Source organism: Frankia sp. AiPa1 (genome assembly GCF_023243075.1).
GTDB lineage: Bacteria > Actinomycetota > Actinomycetes > Frankiales > Frankiaceae > Frankia.
In genome coordinates this window covers 1-26,734 of sequence record NZ_JALKFZ020000184.1, presented here as the reverse complement: position 1 = coordinate 26,734, position 26,734 = coordinate 1, and the positions used below count along the sequence as shown (strand labels likewise).

18 protein-coding genes and 1 tRNA gene are annotated in these 26,734 nt (G+C 72.8%); 11 read left to right on the top strand and 8 right to left on the bottom strand.

Annotation, left to right across the window (positions count from 1 at the left end; translation table 11 throughout):
- Window positions 1–3: 3 nt before the first annotated feature.
- Entirely contained in the window at window positions 4–372 is a 369-nt protein-coding gene (locus MXD95_RS24785) for a DUF3618 domain-containing protein (RefSeq protein WP_250643142.1), read from the bottom strand.
- A gap of 317 nt (window positions 373–689) precedes the next feature.
- Between MXD95_RS24785 and MXD95_RS24780 the strand changes: the two genes are divergently transcribed.
- From MXD95_RS24780 to bcp, 4 genes are all read left to right on the top strand, one after another.
- Window positions 690–1,436, top strand: coding sequence for an SCO family protein (locus MXD95_RS24780; RefSeq protein ID WP_250643141.1), 747 nt, complete (start codon window positions 690–692; stop codon window positions 1,434–1,436).
- A gap of 17 nt (window positions 1,437–1,453) precedes the next feature.
- Complete coding sequence (locus MXD95_RS24775) at window positions 1,454–2,056, top strand: MauE/DoxX family redox-associated membrane protein (protein ID WP_374122132.1); 603 nt, start codon at window positions 1,454–1,456, stop codon at window positions 2,054–2,056.
- A complete protein-coding gene (locus MXD95_RS24770) occupies window positions 2,031–2,768 on the top strand; it encodes a DsbA family protein (RefSeq protein WP_250643139.1) in 738 nt (245 codons plus the stop codon). Before MXD95_RS24775 ends, MXD95_RS24770 begins: the two co-directional genes overlap by 26 nt.
- Before the next feature lie 92 nt (window positions 2,769–2,860).
- Entirely contained in the window at window positions 2,861–3,352 is a 492-nt protein-coding gene (gene bcp, locus MXD95_RS24765; RefSeq protein WP_250643138.1) for a thioredoxin-dependent thiol peroxidase, read from the top strand.
- A gap of 66 nt (window positions 3,353–3,418) precedes the next feature.
- Here the strand turns inward: bcp and MXD95_RS24760 are convergent, their stop codons facing one another.
- Entirely contained in the window at window positions 3,419–3,841 is a 423-nt protein-coding gene (locus MXD95_RS24760) for a hypothetical protein (protein ID WP_250643137.1), read from the bottom strand.
- Window positions 3,842–4,150: 309 nt separating this feature from the next.
- Here MXD95_RS24760 and MXD95_RS24755 point away from each other — a divergent pair.
- Both MXD95_RS24755 and MXD95_RS24750 read left to right on the top strand, forming a co-directional pair.
- Window positions 4,151–4,234: transfer RNA gene (locus tag MXD95_RS24755), tRNA-Leu, on the top strand.
- A 247-nt stretch (window positions 4,235–4,481) separates the two neighbouring features.
- The gene (locus tag MXD95_RS24750) at window positions 4,482–5,009 is read left to right on the top strand and encodes a cysteine hydrolase family protein (protein ID WP_250643136.1); all 528 of its coding nucleotides are present in this window, start codon (window positions 4,482–4,484) and stop codon (window positions 5,007–5,009) included.
- A 4-nt stretch (window positions 5,010–5,013) separates the two neighbouring features.
- On the opposite strand, the gene MXD95_RS29750 is transcribed toward MXD95_RS24750, so the two are convergent.
- From MXD95_RS29750 to MXD95_RS24725, 5 genes are all read right to left on the bottom strand, one after another.
- Complete coding sequence (locus tag MXD95_RS29750; RefSeq protein ID WP_250643135.1) at window positions 5,014–5,193, bottom strand: hypothetical protein; 180 nt, start codon at window positions 5,191–5,193, stop codon at window positions 5,014–5,016.
- Between the two features lie 157 nt (window positions 5,194–5,350).
- Entirely contained in the window at window positions 5,351–6,397 is a 1,047-nt protein-coding gene (locus MXD95_RS24740) for a lysylphosphatidylglycerol synthase transmembrane domain-containing protein (RefSeq protein ID WP_250643134.1), read from the bottom strand.
- 426 nt (window positions 6,398–6,823) lie between these two features.
- Window positions 6,824–7,270, bottom strand: coding sequence for an ATP-binding protein (locus tag MXD95_RS24735; protein WP_250643133.1), 447 nt, complete (start codon window positions 7,268–7,270; stop codon window positions 6,824–6,826).
- Window positions 7,271–7,579: 309 nt separating this feature from the next.
- The gene (locus MXD95_RS24730; protein ID WP_250643132.1) at window positions 7,580–9,976 is read right to left on the bottom strand and encodes a hypothetical protein; all 2,397 of its coding nucleotides are present in this window, start codon (window positions 9,974–9,976) and stop codon (window positions 7,580–7,582) included.
- Between the two features lie 243 nt (window positions 9,977–10,219).
- Window positions 10,220–10,879, bottom strand: a complete 660-nt coding sequence (locus MXD95_RS24725) for a hypothetical protein (protein WP_250643131.1) — start codon at window positions 10,877–10,879, stop codon at window positions 10,220–10,222.
- A gap of 460 nt (window positions 10,880–11,339) precedes the next feature.
- On the opposite strand from MXD95_RS24725, the gene MXD95_RS24720 reads away from it, so the two are divergent.
- The 3 genes from MXD95_RS24720 (at window position 11,340) to MXD95_RS24710 (ending at window position 16,572) form a co-directional block, all read left to right on the top strand.
- Complete coding sequence (locus tag MXD95_RS24720; protein ID WP_250643130.1) at window positions 11,340–11,732, top strand: GroES family chaperonin; 393 nt, start codon at window positions 11,340–11,342, stop codon at window positions 11,730–11,732.
- Between the two features lie 464 nt (window positions 11,733–12,196).
- A complete protein-coding gene (locus MXD95_RS24715) occupies window positions 12,197–12,496 on the top strand; it encodes a DUF4193 family protein (RefSeq protein WP_250643129.1) in 300 nt (99 codons plus the stop codon).
- Between the two features lie 215 nt (window positions 12,497–12,711).
- Entirely contained in the window at window positions 12,712–16,572 is a 3,861-nt protein-coding gene (locus MXD95_RS24710) for a winged helix-turn-helix domain-containing protein (RefSeq protein WP_250643128.1), read from the top strand.
- Window positions 16,573–16,605: 33 nt separating this feature from the next.
- Here the strand turns inward: MXD95_RS24710 and MXD95_RS24705 are convergent, their stop codons facing one another.
- Complete coding sequence (locus MXD95_RS24705) at window positions 16,606–17,304, bottom strand: hypothetical protein (protein ID WP_250643127.1); 699 nt, start codon at window positions 17,302–17,304, stop codon at window positions 16,606–16,608.
- A gap of 1,013 nt (window positions 17,305–18,317) precedes the next feature.
- On the opposite strand from MXD95_RS24705, the gene MXD95_RS24700 reads away from it, so the two are divergent.
- Window positions 18,318–19,103, top strand: coding sequence for a helix-turn-helix transcriptional regulator (locus tag MXD95_RS24700; protein WP_248811344.1), 786 nt, complete (start codon window positions 18,318–18,320; stop codon window positions 19,101–19,103).
- Between the two features lie 2,172 nt (window positions 19,104–21,275).
- Window positions 21,276–26,734, top strand: a 5,459-nt coding sequence (locus MXD95_RS24695; RefSeq protein WP_250643126.1) for a type I polyketide synthase, incomplete at its 3' end; no start/stop codon positions are given.

Sequence of the window (26,734 nt, the reverse complement as noted above, 5' to 3'; positions counted from 1 at the left end):
GGCTCATCCGCGCCGGCCCGCCCGCCGCCGACGGCGACGGCGCACCCCGCCCACGAACACCAGCAGGGTGCCGCCAGCGAGCACGACCCGCTCCCAGCGAACCACCCGAACCACCGCCGACGGCCCCGCGGGCGCGCCGGACAGGTCCGGTTCCTGCGACCCAGGCTCGAGGGCCGCCGACGGCGCCGCGGCGAGGCCCAAGGCGGGTCCGTACCGCTGGCGCAGCTCGGCGGTCCGGGCTCGCAGCTGATCCTGGGCCCGCTCGGCGACGCGGCGCGGGCTGACGATCTCCGCGATGGCGTCGATGGTCTCGGCGAGCTCGGCGCGGGTCTGTTCGATCTGCTGCTGGATGGCGGCCGGGTCCTGCGGCACGAATGTTGCCCTCTCGTCCGGTACGGATGGCGGCGCGACGACCCGCGTCGGGTGTGGCCAGCCTGTTCCGATCGTGCCAGACCCACCACCCACCGGCGAGACGAAACGTCGACGCGGACGTCGGGACATACCTCTCATCTGACTCGTCGCCGCGCTCACCCGCTCCGCCACCGCGTTCACCTGCCGCGCCACGGCGACCCGGTCCCCGCGGCCGGTACCCGACGAACCGGGACAGGGCCGAAACGGGCCGGTGGACCTGTCGACGGCGGGCGTTTCGGCGCCCGGGGGACGGGGGTGGTGCGGACTAGGCTTGGCTTGTGCGTGACGGCCCGCGGGAGTCGGATGGAGCTGGTCCGGTTCCGCCCCGGTCGCGGCGACGACTCGCGGCGGCCGGTTCGGCGCTGGCGCTGGCGTCGGTGCTGCTGGTCGGCGCCTGCGCCGGTTCCGGTACCGACGACACGGTGCGGTTGGCCGACGCCGGGGGCGTCGATGCGTCTGGTGGCGGGGGTGTCGCCGGTGGCGATGGGCTGCACGGCATCGTGCCCGAGCGCCGGCTCGCCAAGCCCGCGCTGAACCTGACCGACACCGCCGGGGCACCGTTCGACCTCCGGGCCCGCACCGAGGGCAAGATTGTCCTGCTGTTCTTCGGCTACACGCGCTGCCCGGACGTCTGCCCCACCACGATGGCCGACCTCGCCGCGGCCCTGGGGGAGATGAAACCGAACATTCGGACACAGATCGCGGTCGTGTTCGCGACGACCGACCCGGATCGGGATAGCGGGCCGGTTCTCGCTCGTTGGCTCAGACAGTTCGACGCGAGCTTCATCGGGGTCCGCGGGCCGTTCGACCAGGTCCAGGGACAGGCCGAGGCGCTCGGCGTCCCGCTGGCGAGGCCGCGGGTGCAGGCTGACGGCTCCGTGCTGGTCACCCATGGCTCGCAGGTGATCGCCTTCGCTCGTGACGATCGGGTCCGCGCGCTGTACCTGGCGGGCACGAGCATCCAGAACTACATCGACGATCTTCCCAGACTAGCGGCCGAGCCGGCCGGACCGGAACGGACATGACCACGATCGCCCACCGCTTGAGCTTGCCGTCGCAGCCGGCGAGCCGCATCGTCTCCACCGTCCTGCGCCTCGTGCTCGCCGCCGTCTGGCTCGCCGCCGGGCTGCTCAAGATCGGCGACCCGGCGGGGATGGTGCGCTCCGTGCGCGCCTTCCGGATCCTGCCCGAGGCGCTGGTCCATCCGGTCGCCTACGGCGTGCCGTTCCTGGAGATCTCACTCGGCGTGCTGTTGCTCGTCGGCCTCGCCGTGCGGGTCACGGCCTCGGTGTCCGCGCTGATGCTCGCGATGTACATCGCGGCCATCGCCTCGGCGGCCGCCCGCGGCCTGCACATCGACTGTGGCTGTTTCTCCTCCGGCGGCGACCTCGGTGCGGGCGCCCCCACTCATTACACCTCCGAGCTGATCCGCGACAGCCTGCTGCTGCTCGTCGCGGTGCTGCTCGCCTGGCGGCCCAGCGGCTACCTCGCCGCGGACCGCCTGCTCGACAGACCGGTCGACCTCGGCATTCCGGCGGACGGTGATCTGCCCGACGGCAGTGACGCCGCCCCGGAAGGCGACGACACGCTGACCGATGACGGCCCCAGGAGTGACGCAGATGGCCTCGAAAGCATCAAAAAGTAGCACCAGCGCCGAGGAGCGGCGCCAGAAGGCCGCAGCCGTCCGGGCCGCCGCGGCGGCGGCGGAACGAAAGCGGCGCAATCTGATCATCGCGGGCGTGGTCGTCGGAGTCCTCGTCCTCGTCGGCGTGATCGGCTTCGTCGTGCAGAACTCACGGCAGAGCTCGAAGCCCGTCGTGCTGCCGACGACGGCCACCGGCCTTGATCATGGCCTCGTGGTCGGCAAGGCCAGCGCCCCCGTCACGGTCGACATGTACGAGGACTTCCAGTGCCCCGTCTGCAAGCAGTTCGAGACTGAGACGGGCTCGACGGTCACGAGCCTGGTCGACAGCGGGAAGATCAAGATCACGTACCACATGATGTCGTTCCTGGGCCCCGAGTCGGTGCGGGCGGCGAACGCGGGTGCCGCGGCGGCGAACGAGGGCAAGTTCGAGCAGCTGCATGACCTCCTGTACGCCAATCAGCCCGAGGAGAGGACCGGCGGGTTCACCAACGCCACCCTGATCTCGCTCGGCGCCAAGGCGGGCCTGACCTCGCAGGCTTTCAAGGACGCGGTGAACAAGGGCACCTATGACGGCTATGTCGACAAGGTCGAGGACGACGCCTCGAAGGCCGGCGTGAACGGCACCCCCACAATGAAGATCGCGGGCAGGACCCTCGCCAACGATCAGCTCACGCCCGAGGGCTTCACCGCCGCCGTCAACGCGGCGGCCTGAGCGGGCTGGTCACCTCTCGCCCTGTGGTCCGCGCGGGCCGCCGAACCCCTGGGTTTGCCGTCGCGCGCGGACCACGACTAGCTTGTCTGCCCATGACCGAGACCGCCACCGCCACCCGCCTGTCCGTCGGCGACCCCGCGCCCCCGTTCACCCTGCCCGACGCCGATGGCAACGAGGTGTCGCTGGCCTCCTACCGCGGCCGTCGTGTGGTGGTCTACTTCTACCCGGCCGCATCCACGCCAGGCTGCACGAAGCAGGCCTGCGACTTCCGCGACAACCTGGCCCTGCTCGGCGGCGCCGACATCGACGTCGTCGGCATCTCCCCGGACAAGCCAGCGAAGCTCGCGAAGTTCCGCGACGCGCAGTCGCTGACGTTCCCGCTGCTGTCCGACCCGGACCGGGCGGTGTTGCAGGCCTACGGCGCGTTCGGTGAGAAGACGATGTACGGAAAGAAGACCGTCGGTGTGATCCGCTCGACGTTCGTCATCGGTGCCGACGGCGCGATCGAGGTGGCGCAGTACAACGTGCGTGCCACCGGACACGTTGCCAAACTCCTGCGCGACCTGAGCCTCGCCGACGCCTGAGCCTCGCCGACGCTGAGACCGGCGGCGGGCCCGGGGCGCCCCCCGGCGAATGTCAGGGGCCCGGGGTCAGCTCGCCGGGCGTAGGTCCCAGCGAAGCAGCACGTTGTGGGGCCGTCCTGGGTCGACGAGGACCGGTATGCGCCGCGGCCGCCCGGAGGACGCGACCGCCATCGTCGCCAGATCGGCGTCCGGGGCCGGGGCGAGCGCGGCGCGTACCACCGGGTAGGCGCCGCCATCCGGCCGGTCGACCAGGAGTCGGACCTCCGTCACGGCTCGCCCGTTCACCCGTGCACCGGTGTCGTGCAGGGCGTCGACGGTCGCCGTCGCGGGCCGGCCGCTGTGGATCAGCTGCAACGCCCGGTTACGTTCGGTCAGCGCTTGCTGGGCCCGTGACACCGGCTGATCGGCGAGAGCCGCGGTCGCGGCCGGGTCGGGGGAGTCGGGGAGGCCGGGCGGTACGGCGCCGTCGCGGACGTTCGGGTTGGTCATCGGCGTCGTCTCCCCGTTCTCGGGTTCCCGTCCTCGGGTTCCCGGCCAGTACCGACCGCGCGGCCGCGTACTGCGCGGGCGACCGGTGCTGCTACCACAGTGCCGCGAGCCAGCCGGCCGTGCGGATCGGCCATCCGACATCCGACCCCAGTGCACGCAGTGTCATCTCTCCCGGATCCTGCCCGGCAAACCTGTGCGAACCATTTGAGCCGTATCCGGACTCATGCCTCCGCGCTGCGTAACGGCTGTTCAGAGCCGAGAAGAACCGGCCCGTGAGCGTCCGGCGCTCGCTCGCTACGCTGGTGCCACGCGGGAGTGGCGGAATGGCAGACGCAGCAGGTTTAGGTCCTGCCGCCCTAGGGCGTGGGGGTTCAAGTCCCCCCTCCCGCACCACCTGGTGTGCGCTCAGCCACCTCGACACGGACACGACCGGAACCGGGGCCATCGCCCATTCAAGATCCAATAGGGTGATCAGGCGGCCCGCATCCCGCGCTGGAGCGGGCTGTTCCCCATCACGCCGCGGGCGGATCCAACGGGCGCTAAGATCGTCTCGTGTCCGCACAAACCGTTCCATCTGCGTCTCTCTTCTAGCGTGCGCGTGTCTGACGATTCCGATGGGTCACGTGTGGAGGCGGCGGCGATGGCCGGTAACCGGCGTGGCGAGACGACAGCCCTGGTCCTGGTCGATCTGCAGCACTGGATCGTCGACATGCCGTGGGCGCCGATCTCGGGCACGCAGGTCGTCGACGCCTGTGCCCGGCTGCGTGCCGGCCTGACCGAAACGACGGCGACGACGGTGATCGTGCGCTATCTGCGTGCCGACGGCCGCGACGGTGGGCCCCAGGCCGCACCGAACCAGCTCGTCGCCGCCCTGGCGCCGCAGCCCGGCGACCTTCTCGTCACCAAGGACGGCCTGGACGCCTTCGCGGGCACCGGCCTTGCCGAGCTGCTGCGTGAACAGTGCCGCACCAGCCTGGTGATCGCGGGGCTGTCCACCGCGCACGGCGTGTCCGCCACCGCCGGCACGGCGGTGGCGTCGGGCTTTGACGTTTCTGTCGTGTCCGATGCCACCGCGAGCGTAACGGTGGCGGAGCACACCCGGGCGCTCGATGAGCTCGCGCGCGCAGGCGCGGCGATCTGCTCGATGGCGGACGTCCTCGCGCAGTGAGGAGTCACTGGCTGCTACTGCCCGTGGGCCGGACGACGTAGACGACCCGGTGCTGGGCGTCCGGCGGCGGGCCGTCCAGCGCCATCGCATAGCGGTCGGCCAGCGTCATGAAATAGACGAAGCCGCTGCACACCGCCGCGATGTCGAAGGCCGGCGCCTCCCCGAGACCGAGTCTGCCAGCCACTTCGGGAGCCGTCGCCGGACACGGGTGATCCGGCGTGCTGGTCGCCAGCACCACCAGGTCCGCCCGGGACTCGCCGGCCGAACTCAGCGCGCGCCGGGACGGGATCAGTATCGGCGCTCTGGGGGCGGATCGGCAGCGCCGCGACGCTGTCCGGCGCTCAGAGATTTCCGCTGCGGCGCAGGCCGGCGAGCGCTAGGGCGCCGGGCACGACCGGCAGCCAGAAGCTGATCACGCGGTAGACGAGGACGGCGGCAAGCATCGTCCCCGCGCTGCCGCCGGCCGCGGTGAGGCCGAACGCGAGCGCCGGCTCCAGAGCGCCGACGCCACCCGCGGTCGGTGCCGCCCCCGCGACCAGCGAACCGACGAGGTATACGGTCGCGACCGACATCAGCGACACGCTGGCGCCGAACGCCCAGACGGCGCTGGCGAGCGCGAGGATCTGGAACAGCCGGGTGCCGGCCTGGGAGACCAGCAGCGACGCCGCGCGGCAGGGCGAATGCGCCAGTACCGACAGGTGGCCGCGGAACACCCGGGCCGCCGGCCGAATGATCACCCGCACCCGCGGATGGGCGATGGTGCCGGTCGCCAGCGCCCCCACGACCACGCAGGCGAGCATGGTCGGGCCGGCACCGAGGTCTTCGACGGTGGAACGCATGGGGCTGACGACCGCCGTGCCGATCCCGGAGCCGTTGAGCGTGCCCGCCACGATCGCGAGGCCCACCAGATGACCTATCGCGCCCGCGCCCTTGACCGACGCGATGGCGGCCAGCGCCGCGGGCCGGGTCATCCCACGCCGTTGCAGGAAGCGCAGGTGGACGGCGATCGCGCCGAGGCCGGCGGGGACGATCCGGTTGGTCGCGGCGGCGGCGAGCTGGACCGCCGTCACAGTGCGCAGCGGCATCCGCAGGCCACTGGCCGAGCGCAGGGAGACGCCGTTGGCGACGTAGAACAGCGCCGTGGAGCCCGCGCAGGCGGCCAGCCAGTGCCAGTGGGGCGCCGGCACCCCGGACAGCCGGGACGCCGCGTCCCCACGGAAACGCACCCCCAGGACGGCGAGCAGGACGATGGCGGCGACCACGTAGGCGACCGTCCGTCGGCGGGAGCGCGCCCGGGCGGCGCCGGCATCCAGCGCCAAGGCCAGCGGCTCGGCGAAGACGTGGCGATGCGGGTCGACCGTGTCGGGTACCTGCGCCGCGGAGGTCATCATGGCCGGCTCGCGGACAGCCGTGACGCCTTCGTTGCCATGCGCGCCGAGGACGACCGGAAACTCGATGACAACCCCCGTTGGGTTGGTGCCGCGGCGATGACAATTGCACGGTGAGCTGCGATCACGGTACGCGAGTTGCCTGAACAGCGGCTGAAGTATCCACACCGTTGGGCTGACGACTGCTCGGCCAGCATGCAGGGGTCGGGCATGTTTGCCATCGGCGGCACGCCGCCTGCTCTCTGCGACGTCACGCGACCTCCTGCTCGGTCGGTTCGAGCGGATTGCCGAGCTGCATTCCTATCTGCCCATAAAAAGTGATATTTCGGTCGACTTCTGTGTGATGGAGACCTGCTTCGAGCTGGCCTTCCCGCGACGGGGCCAGCACCGTCAAGGTTCCCGCGGTTCGGGTCCGCCACGCTGGAGTCAGGTGCCGCAGGCGGCTTCCAGGGACCCTTCCTGGCGCGGGGGTTCGGGCTGGCGGGGCAGATCGAACCAGACCTGCTTGCCGGTACCCTGCTCTTCTGGCCGGTCGACGACCCCCCACTGCAGGGCCAGCGCCGCGACCAGGTGCATGCCCCGCCCCGACTCGTCGTCGTCCGCGGCCGTCCGCAACGCGGGACGCAGCGAGCTTCCGTCGTCGACCGCGATGCGGATTCGGTCGACGCGCAGCGCGACGGTCAGGCACAGGGCATCCCGGTCGCCGATGAACCGCACCGCGTTCGTCACGACCTCGCTGACGAGCAGCTGTGCGACCTCGACGGTCTCGGCCCGGTTCCAGGCCGCCAGCAGTTCGGCGACAAGCCGACGGGCCCGTCCGGCCGTCCGGGAATCGGCGGGCAGGTCGAAGCGTGCGGTCAGGGCTCCTGCCACGCCTCACCTTCCGTGGGGTCGAGCGAGGCGGTCCGGCACACGGCGCCGCCCTCGCGCCGGACGCGCTGCCCGGCGACGCGTACCTGCCACACCGTCCGGCACCTCAAACATGCACCGTTCGTGGCCGCCGGTCGTCTCGTCCGCACCGGGCTGCTCCTGGATACCGTGCGGGACCATGCGGCGCAGGGCGACGCGCCGCGCATGCCTTACCGTCCGAGGCTGTGCCGACCCGGGAGGGCGCGGACCCGTGCGCAGGCTGCTCACTGCGACTGGTCTCACCGTGACCGGCTCACGCGACCGGCCACCAGCTCAGATCACGTCGATGCCGTCCAGCACCGATTCGCGCCGGGCCAGCCAGGCCCTGGTGACCTCGTCGACCTGGGCCTGGTCGATCTGGGCGGCCGCGGCCGTCAGCCCGCCCCTGCCGGTCTGAGCCGCCGGGCCGGCGGGGGCGTCTGGCCCGGTCCCGTCCGGCGACGCTGCCGGGCCACGGAAGGCGGACGGCGCCCGGTCATCGGCAGACGTCGAGGCGGCGCGGCCGGGCGGGTGGTGGGCGGCTCGGGCCGACCGGTGGTCGGCGCCATGGCGGGAATGCGGGAGCCCGGTGGGTCCAGCTCCGATCGGGCCTCGTCCGGTTCGTCCGGCCTCGGACTGCGGGTGCCGGGGCAGGCCGAGACGATCCACGGGCGGCGGGCCGGATGCACGACCGTCGACGGCGAACCCACCGCTGCCCTGCCCACCGCTGCCCTGCCCGCGCAGCCCCCGGTCTGCGCCGCCGGTCGGTCCGGGCCCGCCGACGCCGCGGGAACCGTCAGGGCCACGTGACCCACCGGTTCCACCGGCGAGATGGTCTCGGCCGAAACCCCCGGTGGGGGCGGGCCGCCCCGCCGCTGGGGTGGAGCCGTCCGGTGCGGCGAGGAAGCCGGCCTCGCCGGCCTGCCATCCGGCGCTGGGGCGGGACTCACCCAGCTGCCGCGGTGGCGGTCCATCACCGGCCCGGGCGGCGGCCAGTTCGGCGCGGCCGGCGATCTCGACCGGGCCGGAGATCGGTGGCGCCGGGCGCGAGGCTGGTACCGCGATCCCGTCCGGATATCGGGGCAGGGCAGCCTGGTCCGCCGGGCGAGCTGAGGTCGGCATTCCCTCGATGCGGTCGTCCGGGCGCCGCGCCGGTCCACCGGGTACCCCGGCGGGCGCCGTCCGGCGTGCGGGACGAGCGTCCTCGGGCTGGCCGGGGACCTGGCTGGTGCGCTCACCCGGGGCGGGCGGGGCCAGGCCAGGAAGGTGGGGCGGCCGCTCCTGCCGCGGCGCACCGGTGTGCGCACCGGTCGGCGCGGCGTAGTGGCGTCCGTCCCGGCGGGCGGTGGGTGCCTGTGCCGGCGTTGGGGCGGGATCCGGCGGCGCCGGGGTCATACCCGGGGCGGCGATACCGGGCAGCCGGGGGACCGCGCCGGTGGGACGCGGTTGGCCCGGCGGCTGCTGACGCACGGGTGCGGGTGGGAACGGGATATCGGCGTCGAAAGGCGCTGCGGGCAGCGGGCCGGGACGCCCGCCGGCGGGCAGCGGCGGACCGGCCGCGTACTGCTCGCCGCGCTGGTCCGGGCGATGCTGCTCCGGGCGATGCTGCTCCGGGCCGGCGGCGCGGGGGCTGCGGGAGGCATGGGACCCGAGGGTCTCGCGCAGGTCGTGGGCCCCCTCACGGCGGGGCTCGCCGAGCCGCCGGTCCACAGCGGCACGCTCACCGCGGTAACTGGGCTCGTTGTCGTAGTGGAGCTCATCGCCGTAACGCGGCTCGCTGCCGTAACGGGGTTCGCCACCGTGACGAGGCTCCTGACCGTGACGGGGCGCCTGGTCACGGCGGGGTTCGTCGCGATACCGCGGCGGCCCGCCGCCCTGACGAGGCGCACCGGCGGGTCCAGGCATGTCCTCGTACCGGTGGATCTCGCCCGGCCTGGGCTCTGGCCGATGGTGCGGCGGTCCGGAGTAGCGCGGGTCGTAGGCGTGACGCGCGGCCTCGCCGTGACGGGGCCCGTCGGCGAGTCGGCCCTGCTCGGGACGCCCGGCCGTGGGGCGGGGGGAGTCCGGACCGGGCCGTGGGCCATGGCCACGGTCGCGCTGGCCGGCCTCGTAGCCGGACGGGGCATAGCCCGCCGGGTCGTGACTGCGATCCTCGCGGGGCAGCCCGCCGCCAGCGCTCGGTGCCAGAGCGGCCATGGCTGGGACCGCGGGCCCCGCGGCGGCTGGCGTCCGCATCGCCGGAGCGGGTGCTGTGGTTGCCGGCACGGCAGGCACCGGCGCGAGGGCTGCCGGCGTCATCGGCACGGACGGCATTGGTGCCGGGGCCCCTGCTGACGCGGGGGGGAGAATACGGCCCACGGGGGGAATCGGCGCTGGGAGCTCACCGAGCTGGGCGTGGTTCAGGACATCGCCGGGGATTTCGAGATCGGCCGGCTCGGCCTCGTCCGCCAGGCCCGGTTCGTCGGGCGAGACACCGGTGATCGCCACGATCGAGGAGCATGGCCAGAGGCGGTCGCAGCTCAGGCAGAGATCGAACTCGTTGGGCTGGTGAAGATCGATCAGGGTGATCAGGGAGTTGATGTGCTCAATGATCTTTGGTCCGACCAGCACCGGCCCACGCGCAATGACGTCGAGCTCCGAGCGCAGTCGCCCGTGATAGTGCTCGACGTCGCCTAGCCGCGGATCGTCCATCAGACGCAGCATGCACCATAGCGGCCGACAAGGCGCGAACGGTGTAGAACGAAAGAGGGTGTTGTTACGGGTGCCTTACGTTCTGCGTCCGAAAACCAGTGAAAGCCGGTGCTGACGGTCTTGTCGAGATTACTTGTCGTGACCGTCGAAGGGGTGCGGGGATCCCTGGTCCGCGTGATGCCCGCCGCCCGCACGCGCCGGCCCGGTTTCGTCGGCATTCCTGGCGTTGTGGTCCGCCGCTGATCAGGAGCGGTCTGGCCGGACCTCGTCGGTGCGGCGCACCTGACGCATCAGACCCTCCTGAAGCCGGGCAAACTCCTCAATGTAGGGACTTTCTACCTGACCGGGGGCACCTCCGGGCTTCTCTCCGGGCGCCTGGCGGTCGAAGGACTCGAAACCCGCGAACTGGCCGGCGCCGTTCGCCGGCGGCATCCGGTCCGGCTGGCCGTCGAAGGCGGGGTAGTGGGTGCCGGCCGGCGGCGCGCCGCGGTCCCCGGCGGCGTCGTAGCCCGGCCCGTAGGGCGGCATGGCCGGGGCGGCCGGCGCGGCCGATCGGTCCTGGCTGTTGTCGAACGCCGGGTAGTGGGCTCCGTTCGGGGACGCGGGCCGCTCGGTGCCGTTCGCCTCGTATCCGTAGCCGCTGGAACCGTTCGCGCCGGGTGCGATCGACAGCGGGGCGCCGTGCATGCTGTCACCGGAGGTGTCCGCCTGCTCGGTCGACAGGAAACCCTCGGTTGCCGGGTAGATGCGGGCGGAGAGGCTCACCGACATCGGATCGCTGCCGTAGGTGATGACGTCGACCTGATCCTCCGCGCCGATCCCGCCGTTCCGGGCGAGATCGACGAACCGGAACAGATCGGCCCAGCGCAGACCGTCGAGGTCGACACTGATGCGCAATGCCATGGTGGTGCCCCATCCTGAGGTTCGTTACGGGCCGACAGTTTCGGAGGGCGCCAACGGACGATCCAGAGGTGCCACGGCACGCCGCCCGTCAGCGCCAGCCCGGGCGGCGATGGGCGGCAGCTTATACCCCGTTGGGAGACCATTCCGTCTCTGGGAGGGTTGAGCGCTCTCTGCGCTGATTGCGGTCATACGTCGAAACGGTGTCGACCGGCGTTCTGCCCGCATCAGGCGTCCTCGATGCGGCCATCTGCTGTCGGTGCGGTCACCGTGCGGGAGCGGGCCGAAGGCGGGCCGGGATCCGGTGGCCGCCGGGAGCGGAGCCGAGCCTGGTCAGGAGCGGGAACGGCGGGCTGGAGCGGGAAGGAATGGTGGCAGAGGCGCCGGAGACGCCGAATCTGTGTCCCGCTGGTGTGCGGGGGGGCCGCATCGGTTCCTTCGCGGGCGGGTAGTGTCCAGACCTGTGAGCGTTGTGTCCGGCGAAGTCAACGGGGCCCGCGGGTCGGCCGGGGTGGACACCCCGGCGAGTGTCACCCAGGCCGGCGGACTGCCGATCAGGCTTCTGCACGACCGCGTGCTGGTACAGCCCAAGGAGGACGCGGCGGACCGGCGGTCCAAGGCCGGCATCGTCATTCCGGCAACAGCGCAGATGGGTAAACGCCTGGCCTGGGCCGACGTCGTTGCCGCGGGCACGGCGGTGCGCACCATCCAGGTGGGTGACCGGGTGTTGTACGACCCCGAGGAGCGGGCCGAGGTCGAGCTGCACTCGGCCACCTATGTTCTGCTGCGCGAGCGGGATGTGCATGCGGTGGCCGCCCAGCGGCTCGATGACGGGCTTACCGGCCTGTACCTCTGAGCGGGCCGGAGAGCGGGCCTGAGAGCGGGCCTGAGCGACGAGGACACCCCGCGGCGCACACGGGCGCGACCACCCGCCACCACCCCTGCGCCGCAATGGTGTACGGTGCCGCATCGATCGGCATACGAGTACGCCGCCCGGGCCGTGGCGTCCAGTCGTGAATGTGGTGGGACAGACACCGCGCCGGCTGGCCCCCTGTCTGGCCTGACGCGGTTGCGACCCGTATCCTTCGCTCGGCTTTGGAGATCCGCGTTCCGGCCGGGACCCTTGGATGTGGCGGAGGCACCGGGAATGCGGACATAAGATCCGGCATCTCCCATCTCTGGGTTAGCTGCTTACGGTAGTCAGCCGACGTCTTCGGGTGTCGGGTAGATGGGCTCCTCGTGTCCGGTGGTTCTGGTCCCCATGGGTATGGCCAGTGGGCGTGCGATGACACAGAACAGAAAGGGAAGGGAAGCAGACGCATGGCGCGGGACTTCGACGCTCGGCGAAGCGCGGACGTGGAGGATGACGAACTCCAGGAACAGAGTCTGGAGACACTTAAGGCGCAGCGGGCGGGCGCGGCAGCGGATCTCGGGGACGACATGGACGCCCTCGAGTCCGAGCTCGACCTGCCGGATGCCGAGCTGCGTGACGACGAGTTGTCCCTGCGGGTCCTGCCGCGGCAGGCCGACGAGTTCACCTGCACCCGGTGCTTTCTCGTACAGCACCGTAGCCAGCTCGCGGACCCGCGGCGGGTGGTCTGCTCGGACTGCGCCGCCTAGTTCGGGCCGCCTGGTTCGGGCCGCCTGGCTCGGCCGTCTGGTTCGGCCGGGCCAGTTTCGCTGGTTGACGTGTCGATGGGGTGCTCGTCCCGCGGCGCCCGCGTTGCTCCGGTGACGGCCGGCAGGTGCGGCGGCCGCGGGCCGACACGGGTTGCCCCTTCGCCTAAGTAGCTGTACCACTACCCAGGGCAAGGTTGCCGTGGGGGTGGTGTGGAATGCTCGACGAACAGTCACCGACATCCGGTCCCGTCCCGTCCCGTCCCGCCCTGCCCGCGGTCGCTCCGACTGACCCACCCGGCACCGACGAGTGGCTCGGCACGACCGCGCGTGGCGACCTGCCGCTCGTTCATGGCAACTTCGTCGTCCCCTCCGCTCCGTCCGGGTTCGTCGACCGGCCCCGGCTACGGGCAGATCTTGACGCGGCGCTGGCCCGGCCGCTCACCGTCCTGCTCGCCCCGGCGGGATGGGGCAAGACCACCCTGCTCGCCTCCTGGTCGGTCGGCCGGACCAGCCGCCCGCCCCTGGTGTGGATCCGCCTCGATCCGGCGACGCGACCGTCGTCCGCGGGTGAGCCGGGCATACCGCTGTGGCCCCAGCTCGTGCACGGGCTTCGCCTCGTTGGCATTTTTCCGGAAGTCCAGCCCCCGGAAGCCGAGCCTCCGGAAGCCCGGTTTCCGGCAGTCCAGCCGCTTGGCGAGGGGGGATACCGGCCGCTGGCCAACCAGCTCGCCGCCCGGACGAAGCCGGTGGTGATCGTGCTCGACGACGTCCACCTGGTGCGACGGCGCGCCGACCTCGACGGGCTCGAGCTGCTCCTGCAGCACGCGGGAGACGGAGTGCGAGTGGTGGCGGCCGGGCGATCGATCACCATGGCGATGCACCGGCTGCGGGCCGAGGGCCGGGTGACCGAGTTCGGCCGGCAGGATCTCGCCTTCTCCGAGGGAGAGGCCGCCGAGCTGCTGCACCTGCACGCGGCAGGTGGGCCTTCCGCGTCGGTCGCGGACCTCGTGCATGCGACCGAGGGATGGCCGGCGGGACTGCGCCTGGTGGCCGCCGGGCACAGGGCGCGGGCGGGACAGGGAACGCGGGAAGAACAACGGAAGCCATCCGACGGGCAGAAACCGTCCGAGGGGGGCAGAGCACCCGACCCGCGGGAGGCCTCGGCGGTGTCGCAGGCCGTGCTCACCCAGGCGCCTGAGATCGCCGACTTCCTGCGGGCGGAGGTGCTCGCCCGGCACCCACCCGCGGTGCGCCGTTTCCTGCTCCGGACCAGCCTGCTCGACGAGGTCACCGGTCCGCTCGCCGATGCCGTGGTCGCCGAACACCCGCCTGGGACGGGCACCCTCGCGGACCTTGCCGAGCGGGACGGTTTCGTCGTCGAGCTCGCCGGCGGCCCGTGGTACCGCTACCACCGGCTGCTTGCCGCTGTACTGCGGGCGGACCTCGTCCGCGACCGCACCGAGGACGTCGACGAACTGCATCTGCGCGCGGCGCTGTGGTTCGCGACGCAGCGCCGGCCCATCGACGCGATGCGGCATGCCGCGCAGGCCGGCGACTGGTGGTACGCCGCCTGCCTGCTGCTGGACGGAGCCGGGCCGTCAGATCGGATCGAGCCGCCGACCTGGTCCGGGCCGCCGGACCAGGTCGGGCCGGACCAGGTCGGCATCGTGGGAGCGCTGCTCGGCCCGACCCACGTACTCGACGCCACCCTGGCGGCAATGCCGGTGGCACCCGCCGCGCACTGCCCTGAGTGGGCACTTGTCGTCGCGGTGAGGCAGCTGCGTCGTGGGCGGGCGGACCAGGCGCACGTGGCCCTGCGGATCGCCCGGGAAGCGATCGCCGCCGCCCCGGTGACGCGGCGGCGCTGGCTTGGTGTCCAGGCCGATCTGATCGATCTGAGCCGGGCCGAGCTGTGTGGAGCGGCCCAGGAGATGCACGGTCTGGCTCGCCGACTGCTTCGCCTGGACCAGGGGCTGAGGCTGGCAGCGGATGGGCGGGAGGCGCCCTGCGCTCCTGGGGCGACTGGCTCGGCGGACGATGGTGCCGACGCGGTCCGATCGATGCACAGTGCTCTGGCAAGGGCGGCACGCCCGCCCGGCCCGAGGGTCAGCGACGAGCTCGTCGTCGCCCTGGCCCGGTGTGGGCGTGGACGGGCGGAGCTGTGGCTCGGCCGGCCCGAACCCGCGATCGACCTGCTGTCCGCGGCACTCGACGCGGCTCGGCAGGCCGGGTCCGCGGCGGTCGGGATGTCCGCCGCCGGCGCGCTGGCGCTCGCCCTGGCGCTGCGCGGACGCCTTCGCCTGGCCGAGGCGCGTGCGTTCGAGGTGCTCGCCTGGACGGGCGGTCGGGATTCGCCTGGTACGCCTGGGTCCGCCACGGCTGCCTGCGCCGCGGATGTCCCAGCCCCGACCGTGCCCGCCGCGCCTGTGCCCCCCGCACCCATGCCAGCTGCGCCGATGCCCGCCGCGATGGCGCCCGGCGCGGTGGGGCTGACCACGGCCGGCGCGGCGGCGGGCGACCTGGTGGGGTCCCGGTCAGCCGGGGCAGCCGCGGGGGTCGTCGAGGCCCGGCTCGCATTGGTGGTGGTTGCGCTCGGCCGGGCTGACCGGGAGCGGGCGGCCTGGCATCTGCGGGCCGCCCGGGCCGGCTGTGGCAGTGCGCATCCCTGCGCAGTCATTGACCTGGTCACCATCTGGCAGGCTCGGCTGCTGCACTGGCTCGGACATCCCGACGATGTGCGGGCCGCCCGCCGCCTGCTCGGCGGACGGGGCCGCCCGAGCGGTCCGCCGCTGGTCGAGTCGCTGTGGTGCGCCATCGAAGCCGATCTGCTGTTGGCCACCGGTAACGCGCAGGCCGCCCGGCAGGTGCTCGAACGGTCAGTCGAGTCGCGTCGGACCGACCCGGTTCTGACGCTGGCCCGCGTCCGCGTCGATCTCGCCTGTGCGGATCTGGCCGCGGCGGATCAGGCAGTGTCGGCGCTGCTGCGCGGCGGTGGGGGCGGTGGGCCGGTCGTGGCGGCCTGCGCGCTGGCCGCAGTCGTGGCGCTACGACGGGGAGACCACGCCCGGGCAACCGAGCTGCTCTCTCGGGGCCTCGCCCTCGCCGAGGACGAGGGCTTCGCCGGACCGTTCCTCGAGCTCGGGGAGGAGCTGACCGCGCTGCTGGACGCGCACCCCGGGCTGTTCGCCGTGCATCCCCGATTCGTCGGCGAACTGCGGACGGCGGCAGCGCGTGAACCGGGCGTCGGGTCCGCGGCTGCCCGCTCCCTGGCCGACCGGGCCGGGCCGGGCCGGGCCGATCCCGCGCGGCCGGCGAACGTGCCGCCAGGGGCGAACATGCCGCCACGTCCGGACGGCCGGCCGGGGGCGTACCGCCCGGACGGCCCGGCGCGCACCGCCGGGCCTGCGGTGCATCCCCAGGTCCCGGCGACCGGACGGCCGGCGTCACCCCGGCCGCACCCGGGGACCGGGCAACGCGGCGAGCCGGCGCCGAGAGGCATGCCGGGCCTCGGGACGAGAGGTGGGACGCGAGCCGTGCCCCCGAGCGAGCCGGGTGGGCCGCGGCACGCCGCAATCGTGCAGCTACTCGCCCCGTCTGGGCCCGTTGGGCCCGGTGCGCCCGTCGGCCTGCCCGGTCCCGGGCCTCGTCCTGCCGACGGGCCGGGAGTCGGGCCGGGCACCCGCATGCCCGCCGTCCCGAGGAAACCCGCGGATCCCGACACCGTCGCCGGGCCGGGGATCCAGGCCGGGCCGGGGATCCAGGCCGGGCCGGATTCCGCCGTCCTACGGCGTCCGGCGGGGAGTGCCGCCCCGGCGGCAGGGCCCGTCACCCGCGGAGCCGGTGATCCGGCCGCCCGCCGCCGGGGCAGGGCTCCTGCGGCGGGCGGCCGGCTCAGCGATCGCGAGCTGGCGGTGCTCAGCTACCTCCCGACGATGCTGACCACCGCCGAGATCGCGGGGGAACTCTACGTCTCGGTGAACACGGTGAAGACGCACCTGAAAAGCATTTATCGCAAGCTCGATGTCCCGCGCCGCCGGGACGCCGTCCATCGTGCGCGCGAGCTGCATCTGCTGTGACCCGGTTGACGCCCCCGGTCGGTGGTGGCCCGGTCAGCTGGGCTGGCGGTGTCGGCTGCTCGGCCAGACCGGCCCGGCGGCGCCGGGCTGTGTCGGACGTTCGTCGTCGGCGAGCTCGTCCTCGCACAGCGCGGTGTCGGCGAATCCAGCGTCGGTGAACCGGGCATCGACGAATGCCGTGTCGACGAATGCCGTGTCGGCGAATCCACCGTCGGTGTATCCATCGTCGGTGCATCCGGTATCGGTGCACCCCGAATCGGTGAGCCCGGCGCCCGCGACGGTGGCGGGCGTGGCCGGAATGTCCGCGGCTGCGGCGACGACCGTCACGGCGTCCAGGTCCACGGCGTCGGTGTCGGCGCCGGTGGCGCCCGCGCCGCTGCTGGGCGCCGTCGGCTCGGTCGGCGCGGGGAGCTCGCAGAGCGGTGACGGTCCCCGCACGCGGTAGGGATGGGGCAGTGGACTGGGGATGGTCGCCCGAGGCTCCTCGCCGAGCGCCCCATCGCGGTGCTCCCGGGCCTGCCGGTCGAGAAGCGGAACGGTGGACAGGAGCGGGCCCTCACCGACCGGTGCCCGCAACACCGCGCGCAGCACGCAGATGACGCAGGTGGCGATGCCGGCGACCATGAGGATCAGGCCGAGAACCTGAAGATCGATGCCGGCTGGGTGCCAGGTGAGGGCGTAGCGCAGGGTGGCGCCCACCGCGACCAGGAAGACCGACAGTCCCAGTGTCATCAGGGTTCACCTCGTTCATCCCGACGCGGTGGCGGGATCGTCCGCTCGGCCGGAGAGGGAATCGGTGGCGCGTGGCCGCGTCGGTCGATCCGGATCCGGCGCGTCCGCGGCGTGGACCAGGCGCTCCCCAGAAAAGCTCCGGAAGGCACCTGGCGATCACTATTGGTCCATGAAAAGTGTTCCCTGAGTGACAATGGCGCATGCTCTTTGACGTGCCGAGAACGAAGCATCACCCTTCGTGGAGGGTGGCCGGACGATGAGGGAGTACCGGCGTGCACTGGGAGCTGAGTGTCGGCCCGTGCGGGCATGGATCGATGGCCCCCGGCGGGGCCACGCGACGATCACGGCAGGCGCCCGTGCCTCTACGGAGGTAGCCCGATGGAGATGGGGGTGAAAGAGTCGAGCGTCACTCAAATGAGTGGTCCACGAGGCCCGCGACGTAAGCCAGACAAGACATGGCCGGTTGGGGGCGTGTTTCTCCCACCTGAGTGGTGGGTTTGGACAGATGAGGACCGAGGGGCGCGGGTGAGCGCTGGCGTAGCAAGGTAGGCGGGCCCTACGCTTGCCTAACATGTCCATCTTCACCGGAAATCCACCCGGTGACGTAGCCGCCACTGGGCGCCGCCCGGTTGTGAATCTGAGTATGACCCCCGGAGGCACGCGTGACCGACCGAGTCCCCCGCCCGACTGATGCTATCGGTGAGGACCTACCCCACCGGCCGCGAATCGGCGTGACCGTGGACACATCAACTGAGCACGGCGTCGTGGGACGAATGGTGAGGCACGCCCCGGCGAGCCCGCCGAGTTCACCACACCGATCCGCTGCACCACGGCATCCCGCTCCGGCCACGGGTACGGGAGGTGCCGCCGCGCGACCACTGTCTCACACCCGGGCCGCCACGCCACTGTCAGGGGCCCCTTTGGGCCGGGGCGAAGCTCCCACGATCGGCGCCCGGACCGCCGCTGCCGCCCCGGCCCGCCCCGCCGCGGTGGCCGGTCGGGCAGGCGCTCCCATGCCCCGTGACCTGGCACTCGGCGCCGCGGAACTGCGCGGCATCCTGCGGGTCGTCGAGGACTGTGAGCGTGCCTCCTCGCTCGCGTCGTTCCGTGAGCTCGCGCTGGACGGGATGGCTCGCCATCTCGGCTACCGGCACTCGGCGTTCTTCCTCGGCTCCTCCATCGAGACCGCCTTCCAGGATGCCCGGCCCACCGGGCGTGGTCTCGCCCTACGCCTCGCCGGCCCCTACATGGAGCGTTACCGGGAACTTGAGGCGCTGAGCAACCCGGAGAGCCTGCGTTCGGTCCGCGAGCGGGGGCTCGCCACCCTGGACGACCTCGGCGTCCCGGAGCGCCCTGAGGTGCGGATGCGCCTGGAACGCTTCCTGCGTGCCCACGGGATCCACGCGAAACTACTGGTCCGCCTGTTCGGCCCGTCCAACGTCGGTGCGCTGATCTCCCTGCTCGATTCGCGGCCCGGCGCGTTCGGCCCGCGTGACCGTGCTGTCGGTGCCGTGCTCGGGCGGCATCTGGGCAACCTGCTGCGGTTCTACATCCGCACCGACCCGGGTCCCTCGGTCGCGGGACGGCTGTCGGCGCGTGAGCGGGACGTCGTGCGGCTGGTCGCCGAGGGTCGGTCGAACCGTCAGGTCGCCGAGGCGCTGTGTATCAGCATCGACACGGTCAAGCACCACCTCACCCATGCGCTGGTCGCGACGGGATGCACGAACCGCACCCAGTTGGCCATCGCCTGGCAGCGGGAGACCAGCGCGTTCGCACCGCCCAGCCCGCCCAGGCCGTGACAGTCGCGACGGCCCGAGGGACGATCGGGCGAACGGCCAGGCCAGGGTTTGGCCTGCTCTCCGGAGGGTCTGGTTACCTGGCGGCCTGATCCTCAGGCAGCCCCGTCGTTCGGACAGCGGTGATGTTCTGGCGCTCCGACGGCCCGAGGTACTGACGCGTCTGACGTTCTGGCCGGCGAGCCGCCCTCCCGTGGGTGAGTCCGCGACCGCGCCGCGGCGCGGCGACGCCCCTGCCCGACACCGCGAGGTCTGCGGCGCGGCACCGTGCGGTGCCCCACCTCGTCATCGCCGGCCGGCAACCGGGCCAGGCCCGATCTGGCCCGCGCCCGCGGGCCCAGCACCATCCGAGCCATGCGTCATTTGGGCTATACGTATCTCAGTCATACGTTCATCCGGGCCGCGCACCCACCGGGACAGGTGCAGCCCGCTCCTGGTCGCGGTGACCTCACCCGCGCTGGACGGTCGCCCGCCCGAATGCCGCGTCCCCGGATACCGCCCACACGGGCGATGTGCCCCCGGACGTCACGTCCGCGCGGCACACGCCCGCACGCAGCTCGCCGATCGCGGGCGGCCGGCGACCTGGCCGGGCCGCCCGCGATCGGGATCACGATCGGGATCACGATCGGGATCACGCGATGCTCCCGTGGTGCCGCCCCTCCCCGCCGGCGGCCTCTCCACCGTGCGGCCTCTTCACCGTGCGGCCGTTCCCACCCGACGACTCCCACCGGGCGACTCCCGCGATGGCACCATTCCCACGAGACGCGGCCAACCCGCCGTGCGTGCCAGGAGGGCGGGGCCTGGCGCGGCGCGGCGACCTGATCACGGTGAGTGGTCCGGCCAGGTGGCCGCAGAGCGGTCCCGACCCGTCCGGTGGTGGTTGAGCGCCCGGTCGGGTACGTCGCGTGCAGATTTCTCGGGTCGAGAGCTCCCCTTTGGGGAGGGCGTGAAAATCACCCCACCACATTGGACCTCTGGTTGGCCCTGCCGCCCTGCCACCTGGCCGGACTGTTGGCATGCTCATAAGTCATATCTCCGACGTTTCGCCCAACTCCCGACGGGTTGGAGGGTGGCCGCGTCCGCCTGTATGGCCTGCGCGTCGGGTAGTACTCCCGAAAATCCGGCGAATCGCCGCATTGCCCCTATATGGGTGGTACGCGGATTGTGTCAGGGGTGGCGGGGCGCAGGCTGCCCGGTTCGAGCAGATGCGCACCGATCCGCGCCTGACATGCTCGTCATGCCGGCTTGCGATCGATGGCGCGCCGTGGCTAGGTTGGTCGTGCCGCGCCCGTTCGGTGCCACCGGCTCGGGCCATATCGCCCCGGCTACTGACCCGCCGCCGGTAGTGCGGTCACCCTTCGGGCGGCTTTGTGACCGTAGTTCCGTCCTGGCCGGGCCGCTATGTTCCAGACGTTTTCCACTGACCTCGGTATGGCGGCTGGAAATGAGAAACGCAGTGCTGTGGAGTTCGATACGAAATACTCGTCGGTATCGAGTCGAAATAATTGGTGTATATGGATCACGTGGCTGCGGCCGGTCTGCCTCGATTATCTGAACCCGCCGACTCCGACGGTAGCGCCGCAGTCGCCCCGTAGCGCAGTGCGAGCGGTGGCGGACAATCCCGGCCGGTGACATCGCGGGCGATGTCGGACGGCCATCACCTGCTGTTTCCCACCTGGCTGCCTCGGCGACTCCGGTCAGCAACCATCACCCGCCACCGTGCAGGTGCGCCGCGCGGGGCGGACTAGTATCGCGCACGCCTGCGATGTCGCGACGGCTAAGCGTGCGGAGCTCTGCCGGGCTCGGCGTGTCAGTTCTACGAGAGTTCCTTGGGGGTCGGTGCGTTTTCCGCGTACTTCAGTACATGCAGCTTCCCCGGGACGTCTGTCGCCCAGCGGCTCCGGCCAGGAGGTCATCGACGAGGTGGGCGATCTCGTCCTTCGAAACGTGTCCATCGCGTTGGCGAGATGGGTGTTTTCATTGCGCGTTGGCAAGGTGGGTGTTTCCATTGTCCTGGATCTGGTTGTCCTGGATCTGGCTATGTGCTGGACGGGTGAGCCGGGAAGGATGGGCGAGCAGGGGGCCGCAGCACGGCGTGGCCGATGCCCTGAACCGGACTAGTACCTCACCCCCTTCGCTGTGCCCCCGGTCACGACCCGCCAGGAGGACCTGCCGATGACTACTGCCGTCCCGCCGTCCACCGCACCTCCGAATGATCGCGACTTCTCCGATCCGCTTGCCGCGTCCGAGCTGGTCGTCGTCATTACGCCTTTTGCTCAGCCTGTGCCGGCCCTTGTCGCGGCCGTCGCGCGGGCGGGCGGGCGCGGCGTGCTTGACCTGGGACGTTCGGCGTCGGTCGCGCGCCGGGCCCTGCGGGACACCGCCCGTTGGACACCGGGCGGCTTCGGCGTCCGGATCGGCGCCGGCTGGCCGTCCCCATCCGAGCGGGCGTCGTCCGAGCAGGAATTCTCCGCGGAGCTGCTGTCGCCCGAGGAGCTGCCGGATGCGGTGGACCTGGTCGTGCTCGCGACCGTACGGCCGGCACCGGGATGGTCGGTCGCCGAGCTGACCCGGGCCGGCCGTCGGGTGTGGGTCGAGGTCACCTCGGTGGCCGCCGCCGAGGCCGCCCTCGCGGCGGGCGCCGACGGCCTGCTCGCGCGGGGCAACGAGTCCGGTGGTGCCGTCGGCGATCTGACCACGTTCACGCTGCTGCAGCACCTGCTCGCCGACGACGGTCCGAGCGCCACCGCCGGGCGGACCGTGCCGGTGTTCGCGGCTGGCGGGATCGGCCTCGCGACCGCGGCGGCCGCGGTCGCCGGTGGTGCGGCGGGCGTCGTGCTCGACGCCCAGCTTGCCCTCGTCCGGGAGATGGAGCTGCCCGAGCGGGTGGCGGCCGCGATCCGGGCGATGGACGGCAGCGAGACCGTTCTGCACGGCGGCCACCGGCTCTACACCCGCCCGGACCTGCCCATCGCCGCGCTGGTCACCGCGGGTGGCCCGCCGGCGGACCTGCGGGACACCGGCGGCGAGATCGCCTCGGACGGCGCGCTGGCGGTGACTCCCGCCGTCAGCACCGATGCCGGGGCCGACCACGGTGGCGAGGCCGGTGCGGCCGCGGCGCGTGCCGCGCAGGCGCAGGCAGCGGCGGTCGCGGCCCGGCTTGGTGCTCGCGACCTGGCCGAACAGTTCCTCCCGGTCGGCCAGGACGGCGCCTTCGCCGCTGGCCTCGCCGACCGATACCATCACGCTGGCGCAGTGGTACGCGCGGTGCGTCAGGCGATCCGGGACGGCCTGAGCGCCGCCGAGCAGGTGCGTCCGCTCGACGCCGGCTCGCCGTTCGCCGCCGCGCGGCGTCTGCGCTACCCGGTCGTCCAGGGGCCGATGACCCGGGTCAGCGACACCGCCGAGTTCGCCCGGGCGGTGGCCGCCGGCGGCGGCCTGCCGTTCCTCGCGCTCGCCCTGATGAGCGGGCCGGCCACCCGCGAGCTGCTGGCCCGGACCGCCGAGCTGCTCGGCGACGCGCCGTGGGGCGTGGGCATCCTCGGGTTCGCCCCGGCCGAGCTGCGGGCCGCCCAGCTGGAGGCCGTCCGGGAGTTCCGTCCCCCGTGCGCGATCATCGCCGGCGGGCGCCCCTCCCAGGCGGCTCCGCTGGAGGCCGCGGGCATCGACACGTTCCTGCACGTGCCCTCGCCGGGACTGCTCGGCCGGTTCCTCGCCGACGGCGCCCGCAAGTTCATCTTCGAGGGCCGTGAGTGCGGCGGGCATGTCGGCCCGCGGGCGAGCTTTCCCCTGTGGGAGGCGCAGATCTCCGGCCTGCTCGCCTACGGCGAGTCCGAGGCGGCCGGCCCCGACTTCTTCGGCGAGCTGCACCTTCTGTTCGCCGGGGGTGTGCACGATGCCCGCTCGGCGGCGATGGTCGCGGCCGCGGCCGGCCCCCTGGCCGCCCGCGGCGCCCGCATCGGCGTGCTGATGGGCACCGCCTACCTGTTCACCGACGAGTCCGTCGCCTCGGGCGCCATCCTGGCGGGCTTCCAGCAGGCCGCGATCGACTGCGAGCGCACCGTCCTGCTGGAGACCTCCCCCGGGCACGCCACCCGGTGCGTCGAGTCCGACTTCGTGCACGCCTTCCTCGACCGCAAGCGTGAGCTGGTCGCCGCCGGCGCCCCGCGTCAGCAGGTGTGGCAGGAACTGGAGTCGCTGAACCTCGGCCGGCTGCGGGTGGCCAGCAAGGGCCTGCGCCGCGACGGCGACCAGGTCGTCACGGTCGACCCACAGACGCAGGTTCGAGAGGGCATGTTCATGATCGGACAGGTCGCGGCGCTGCGCTCCGCGCGCACGACGGTCGCTGACCTGCACGAGGACGTGACGAGCCGGGCGGGTGAGGCCCTGGCCGCACGTGCGGCGGAGCTTGGACTCACCGGCAGGACGCGCGGCACCGGCGGGAAGGGCGGCACCGGCGGGTTGGGCGCCGTCGGGGTGGATGGGCAGGTTCCCCGGCCCCGGACCGCACCGGCCACGTCATCGCCGGTCGGTGATGGTGGACGAGGGCTCGACATCGCCATCGTCGGCATGTCGGCGATCTTCCCGGACGCCCCGGACCTGGACGCCTACTGGGCGAACATCGTCGCCGGGGTCGACTCGATCCACGAGGTGCCAGCCGAGCGCTGGGACCCGAGCATCTACTACCGCCCCGACGCGGTCACGAAGGACGCCGGACGGCACACCCCGTCCAAGTGGGGCGGGTTCCTGCCGCGCATCCCCTTCGACGCGTTGGCCTACGGCATCCCGCCGCGGGCGCTGCGCAGCATCGAGACCAGCCAGCTGCTGGCTCTGGAGGCCTCCGCCCGGGCGCTGCGGGCCGCTGGCTACGACACGGCCCAGAAGGGGCACGGCGACGGCCGTCCGTTCGACCGGACCCGGGCATCGGTGGTGTTCGGCACGGAGGCTGGCACCGACCTGTCCGCCGCCTACAGCATGCGCTCCCTGTGGCCAGGGCTGCTCGGCGCGCTGCCGCCGGAGCTGGAGGCGTTCCTGCCCGAGCTGGACGAGGACTCCTTCCCCGGCATGCTCGCGAACGTCATCGCCGGCAGGGTCGCGAACCGCCTCGATCTCGGCGGGGTGAACTTCACCGTCGACGCCGCGTGCGCCTCATCGCTGGCGGCGCTCGACGCGGGCGTGAAGGAGCTCGTCGCCGGAAGCTCCGACCTTGTTCTGGCCGGTGGCGTGGACACCCATGCCGGCGCGCATGACTTCCTGCTGTTCGCCTCGGTGCACGCCCTGTCGCCGAACGGGCGCTGCCGCAGCTTCGACTCCGGCGCCGACGGCACCAGCCTTGGGGAAGGCGTCGCGGTCGTCGTGCTCAAGCGCCTCGTCGACGCCGAGCGCGACGGCGACCGCATCCACGCCGTGATCCGCGCGGTCGCCGGCTCGTCCGACGGGCGGGCGCTGGGCCTGACCGCGCCGCGCAAGGATGGCCAGGTCCGGGCGTTGGAACGGGCCTACGACCGGGCCGGGATCTCCCCGCGTGACGTCGGCCTGCTCGAGGCACATGCCACCGGCACCGTGGTCGGCGACCGTACCGAGCTCGCGACCCTGACCGACATGTTCACCGACAACGGCGCCGAACCCGGTGCCTGCGCGGTGGGCTCGGTGAAGTCACAGATCGGGCATACCAAGTGCGCCGCGGGCCTGGCCGGCCTGATCAAGGTTGCGAAGTCGCTCGAGACCGGGGTGCGTCCCCCGACGCTGCACCTCGAGACCCCCAACGCCTACTGGAAGTCCGAGACCAGCCCGTTCTACTTCGACCAGTCGGCGAAGCCGTGGGCGGCGCCTGCCTCGCAGCGCCACGCCGGCGTGTCCGCGTTCGGCTTCGGCGGCACGAACTTCCACGTCGTGCTCTCCGCCTACGACGGTGGCCCAGAGCCCGCGCACGGTCTCGACCAGTGGCCGGCGGAGCTGTTCGTGATCCGCGGCGCGGACCGGACCGCGGCCGGGCGGGCGCTGGACCGCCTGTCCGCGCTGGTCAGCGCCAACGAGGGGGCCGGTCGGCCGTTCCGGCTGCGTGACCTTGCCCGGACCGTCAGCTCCGGCGGCGGTGTGGTGCAGCTCGCCTTCGTCGTCGACGGCCTCGACGCCCTGCCCGCCGCGATCGAGGCGGCCCGCGCGTTCACGCCGAATCCGAAGGCCGGCCTGTTCGTCCGGGATGCGGGCGGCGAGGGGCCGGGCGCGACCGCGATGCTGTTCCCCGGCCAGGGCAGCCAGCGGACCGGGATGCTCGCCGACCTGTTCGTCGCGTTCCCGCGGCTGCGCGAGGTGCTCGAACTCGCCCCGCGGTGGGTTGACACGATGTTCCCACCGGCCGCCTTCACCCGCGCGGCGCGCGACGCCCAGGCCGCGGCGATCACCGACACCCGGGCCGCCCAGCCCACCCTGGGTCTCGGTGGGCTCGCCGTGCACGACCTGCTCACCGGACTGGGCATCCGGCCCGACCACGTCGGTGGACACTCCTACGGGGAGCTCGTCGCGCTGGTCGCCGCGGGTGCCCTCGACCGCACCGAGCTGATCGGGCTCAGCGAGGCCCGGGCCGGCGCGATCCTCGCCACCGCCGGGGCCGACCCCGGCGCCATGGCCGCCGTGTCCGCCCCGATCGAACGGGTCCGCGAGGCTCTGGCCGAGCTCGGCCCAGACGCCGGGGTGGTCGTCGCCAACCACAACTCGCCCCGCCAGAGCGTCATCTCCGGCCCGACGGCGGCACTGGCCCAGGCCGTCGAGGCCCTCGGGCGTGCCGGCCTGTCCGCCAAGCGGATCCCGGTGGCCTGCGCCTTCCACAGCCCCGTCGTAGCCGGCGCCGCTGACACGCTGGCGGCGCGGCTCGCCGAGACCGCGATCTCCCCGCCGCGGCTGACAGCCTGGTCCAACACCACCGCCTCGCCGTACCCGACGGAACCGGATGAGGTCCGCGCGACCCTGGCCGGCCAGGTCGCGGCGCCCGTGCGTTTCGTCGAGCAGATCGAGGCGATGTACGCCGCCGGCGTGCGCACCTTCGTGGAGGCCGGACCCGGGCGGGTGCTGTCCGGGCTGGTCGGGAAGATCCTCGGCTCGCGGCCGCACCGGGCGGTCGCCACCGACGTCCCCGGTGAGTCCGGGGTGCGCCGGCTGCTGCTCGCCGTCGCGGAGCTCGCCGCCGCCGGCGTTGACGTCGACCCGGCCCCGCTGTTCGTCGGCCGGAACGCCCGCGTCGTCTCGGCGGCGGATGTGCCCCGCCGGCCCGGCTGGCTGATCGACGGAGCATACGTACGCACCGCCGACGGCACGCCCATTGCCAGCGGCCTGCGCCCGCCGCGCCAGCTCACCTCCACGGTCACGCTGACCGCGGGCGCGACGCCCGCCCCGGTCGTGGGCACAGGGGTCGCGGGATCGCTGGTAACTGCGGATGTGCCCGCGACGCGGTCCAACGGCAATGAACTCGCCCCGGCGCTGCCGAGGCCACGCCCGCTGCCCTCCGGTGCTGTGGCTGCTGGTGTTGTGGCCGCCGGTTCCCGGCCTGCCGGCCCCCGGGGGGCGCGGCGCCCCGGGAACCGGGGGGGGGCCGGCGGGGGGCGCGGCCGGGGCGGGGGGGGGGCGCAGGGGGGGAC

What these genes read in the sequence shown, in the direction of transcription:
- MXD95_RS24770 (WP_250643139.1), top strand. Translation starts at nt 2,031, where the DNA reads ATGGCCTCGAAAGCATCAAAAAGTAGCACCAGCGCCGAGGAGCGGCGC.
- MXD95_RS24750 (WP_250643136.1), top strand. Translation starts at nt 4,482, where the DNA reads ATGGCCGGTAACCGGCGTGGCGAGACGACAGCCCTGGTCCTGGTCGAT.
- MXD95_RS24725 (WP_250643131.1), bottom strand. Translation starts at nt 10,879, where the DNA reads ATGGCATTGCGCATCAGTGTCGACCTCGACGGTCTGCGCTGGGCCGAT.
- MXD95_RS24705 (WP_250643127.1), bottom strand. Translation starts at nt 17,304, where the DNA reads ATGACACTGGGACTGTCGGTCTTCCTGGTCGCGGTGGGCGCCACCCTG.
- bcp (WP_250643138.1), top strand. Translation starts at nt 2,861, where the DNA reads ATGACCGAGACCGCCACCGCCACCCGCCTGTCCGTCGGCGACCCCGCG.
- MXD95_RS24710 (WP_250643128.1), top strand. Translation starts at nt 12,712, where the DNA reads ATGCTCGACGAACAGTCACCGACATCCGGTCCCGTCCCGTCCCGTCCC.
- MXD95_RS24730 (WP_250643132.1), bottom strand. Translation starts at nt 9,976, where the DNA reads ATGGACGATCCGCGGCTAGGCGACGTCGAGCACTATCACGGGCGACTG.
- MXD95_RS24715 (WP_250643129.1), top strand. Translation starts at nt 12,197, where the DNA reads ATGGCGCGGGACTTCGACGCTCGGCGAAGCGCGGACGTGGAGGATGAC.
- MXD95_RS24700 (WP_248811344.1), top strand. Translation starts at nt 18,318, where the DNA reads ATGCCCCGTGACCTGGCACTCGGCGCCGCGGAACTGCGCGGCATCCTG.
- MXD95_RS24740 (WP_250643134.1), bottom strand. Translation starts at nt 6,397, where the DNA reads ATGACCTCCGCGGCGCAGGTACCCGACACGGTCGACCCGCATCGCCAC.
- MXD95_RS24760 (WP_250643137.1), bottom strand. Translation starts at nt 3,841, where the DNA reads ATGACCAACCCGAACGTCCGCGACGGCGCCGTACCGCCCGGCCTCCCC.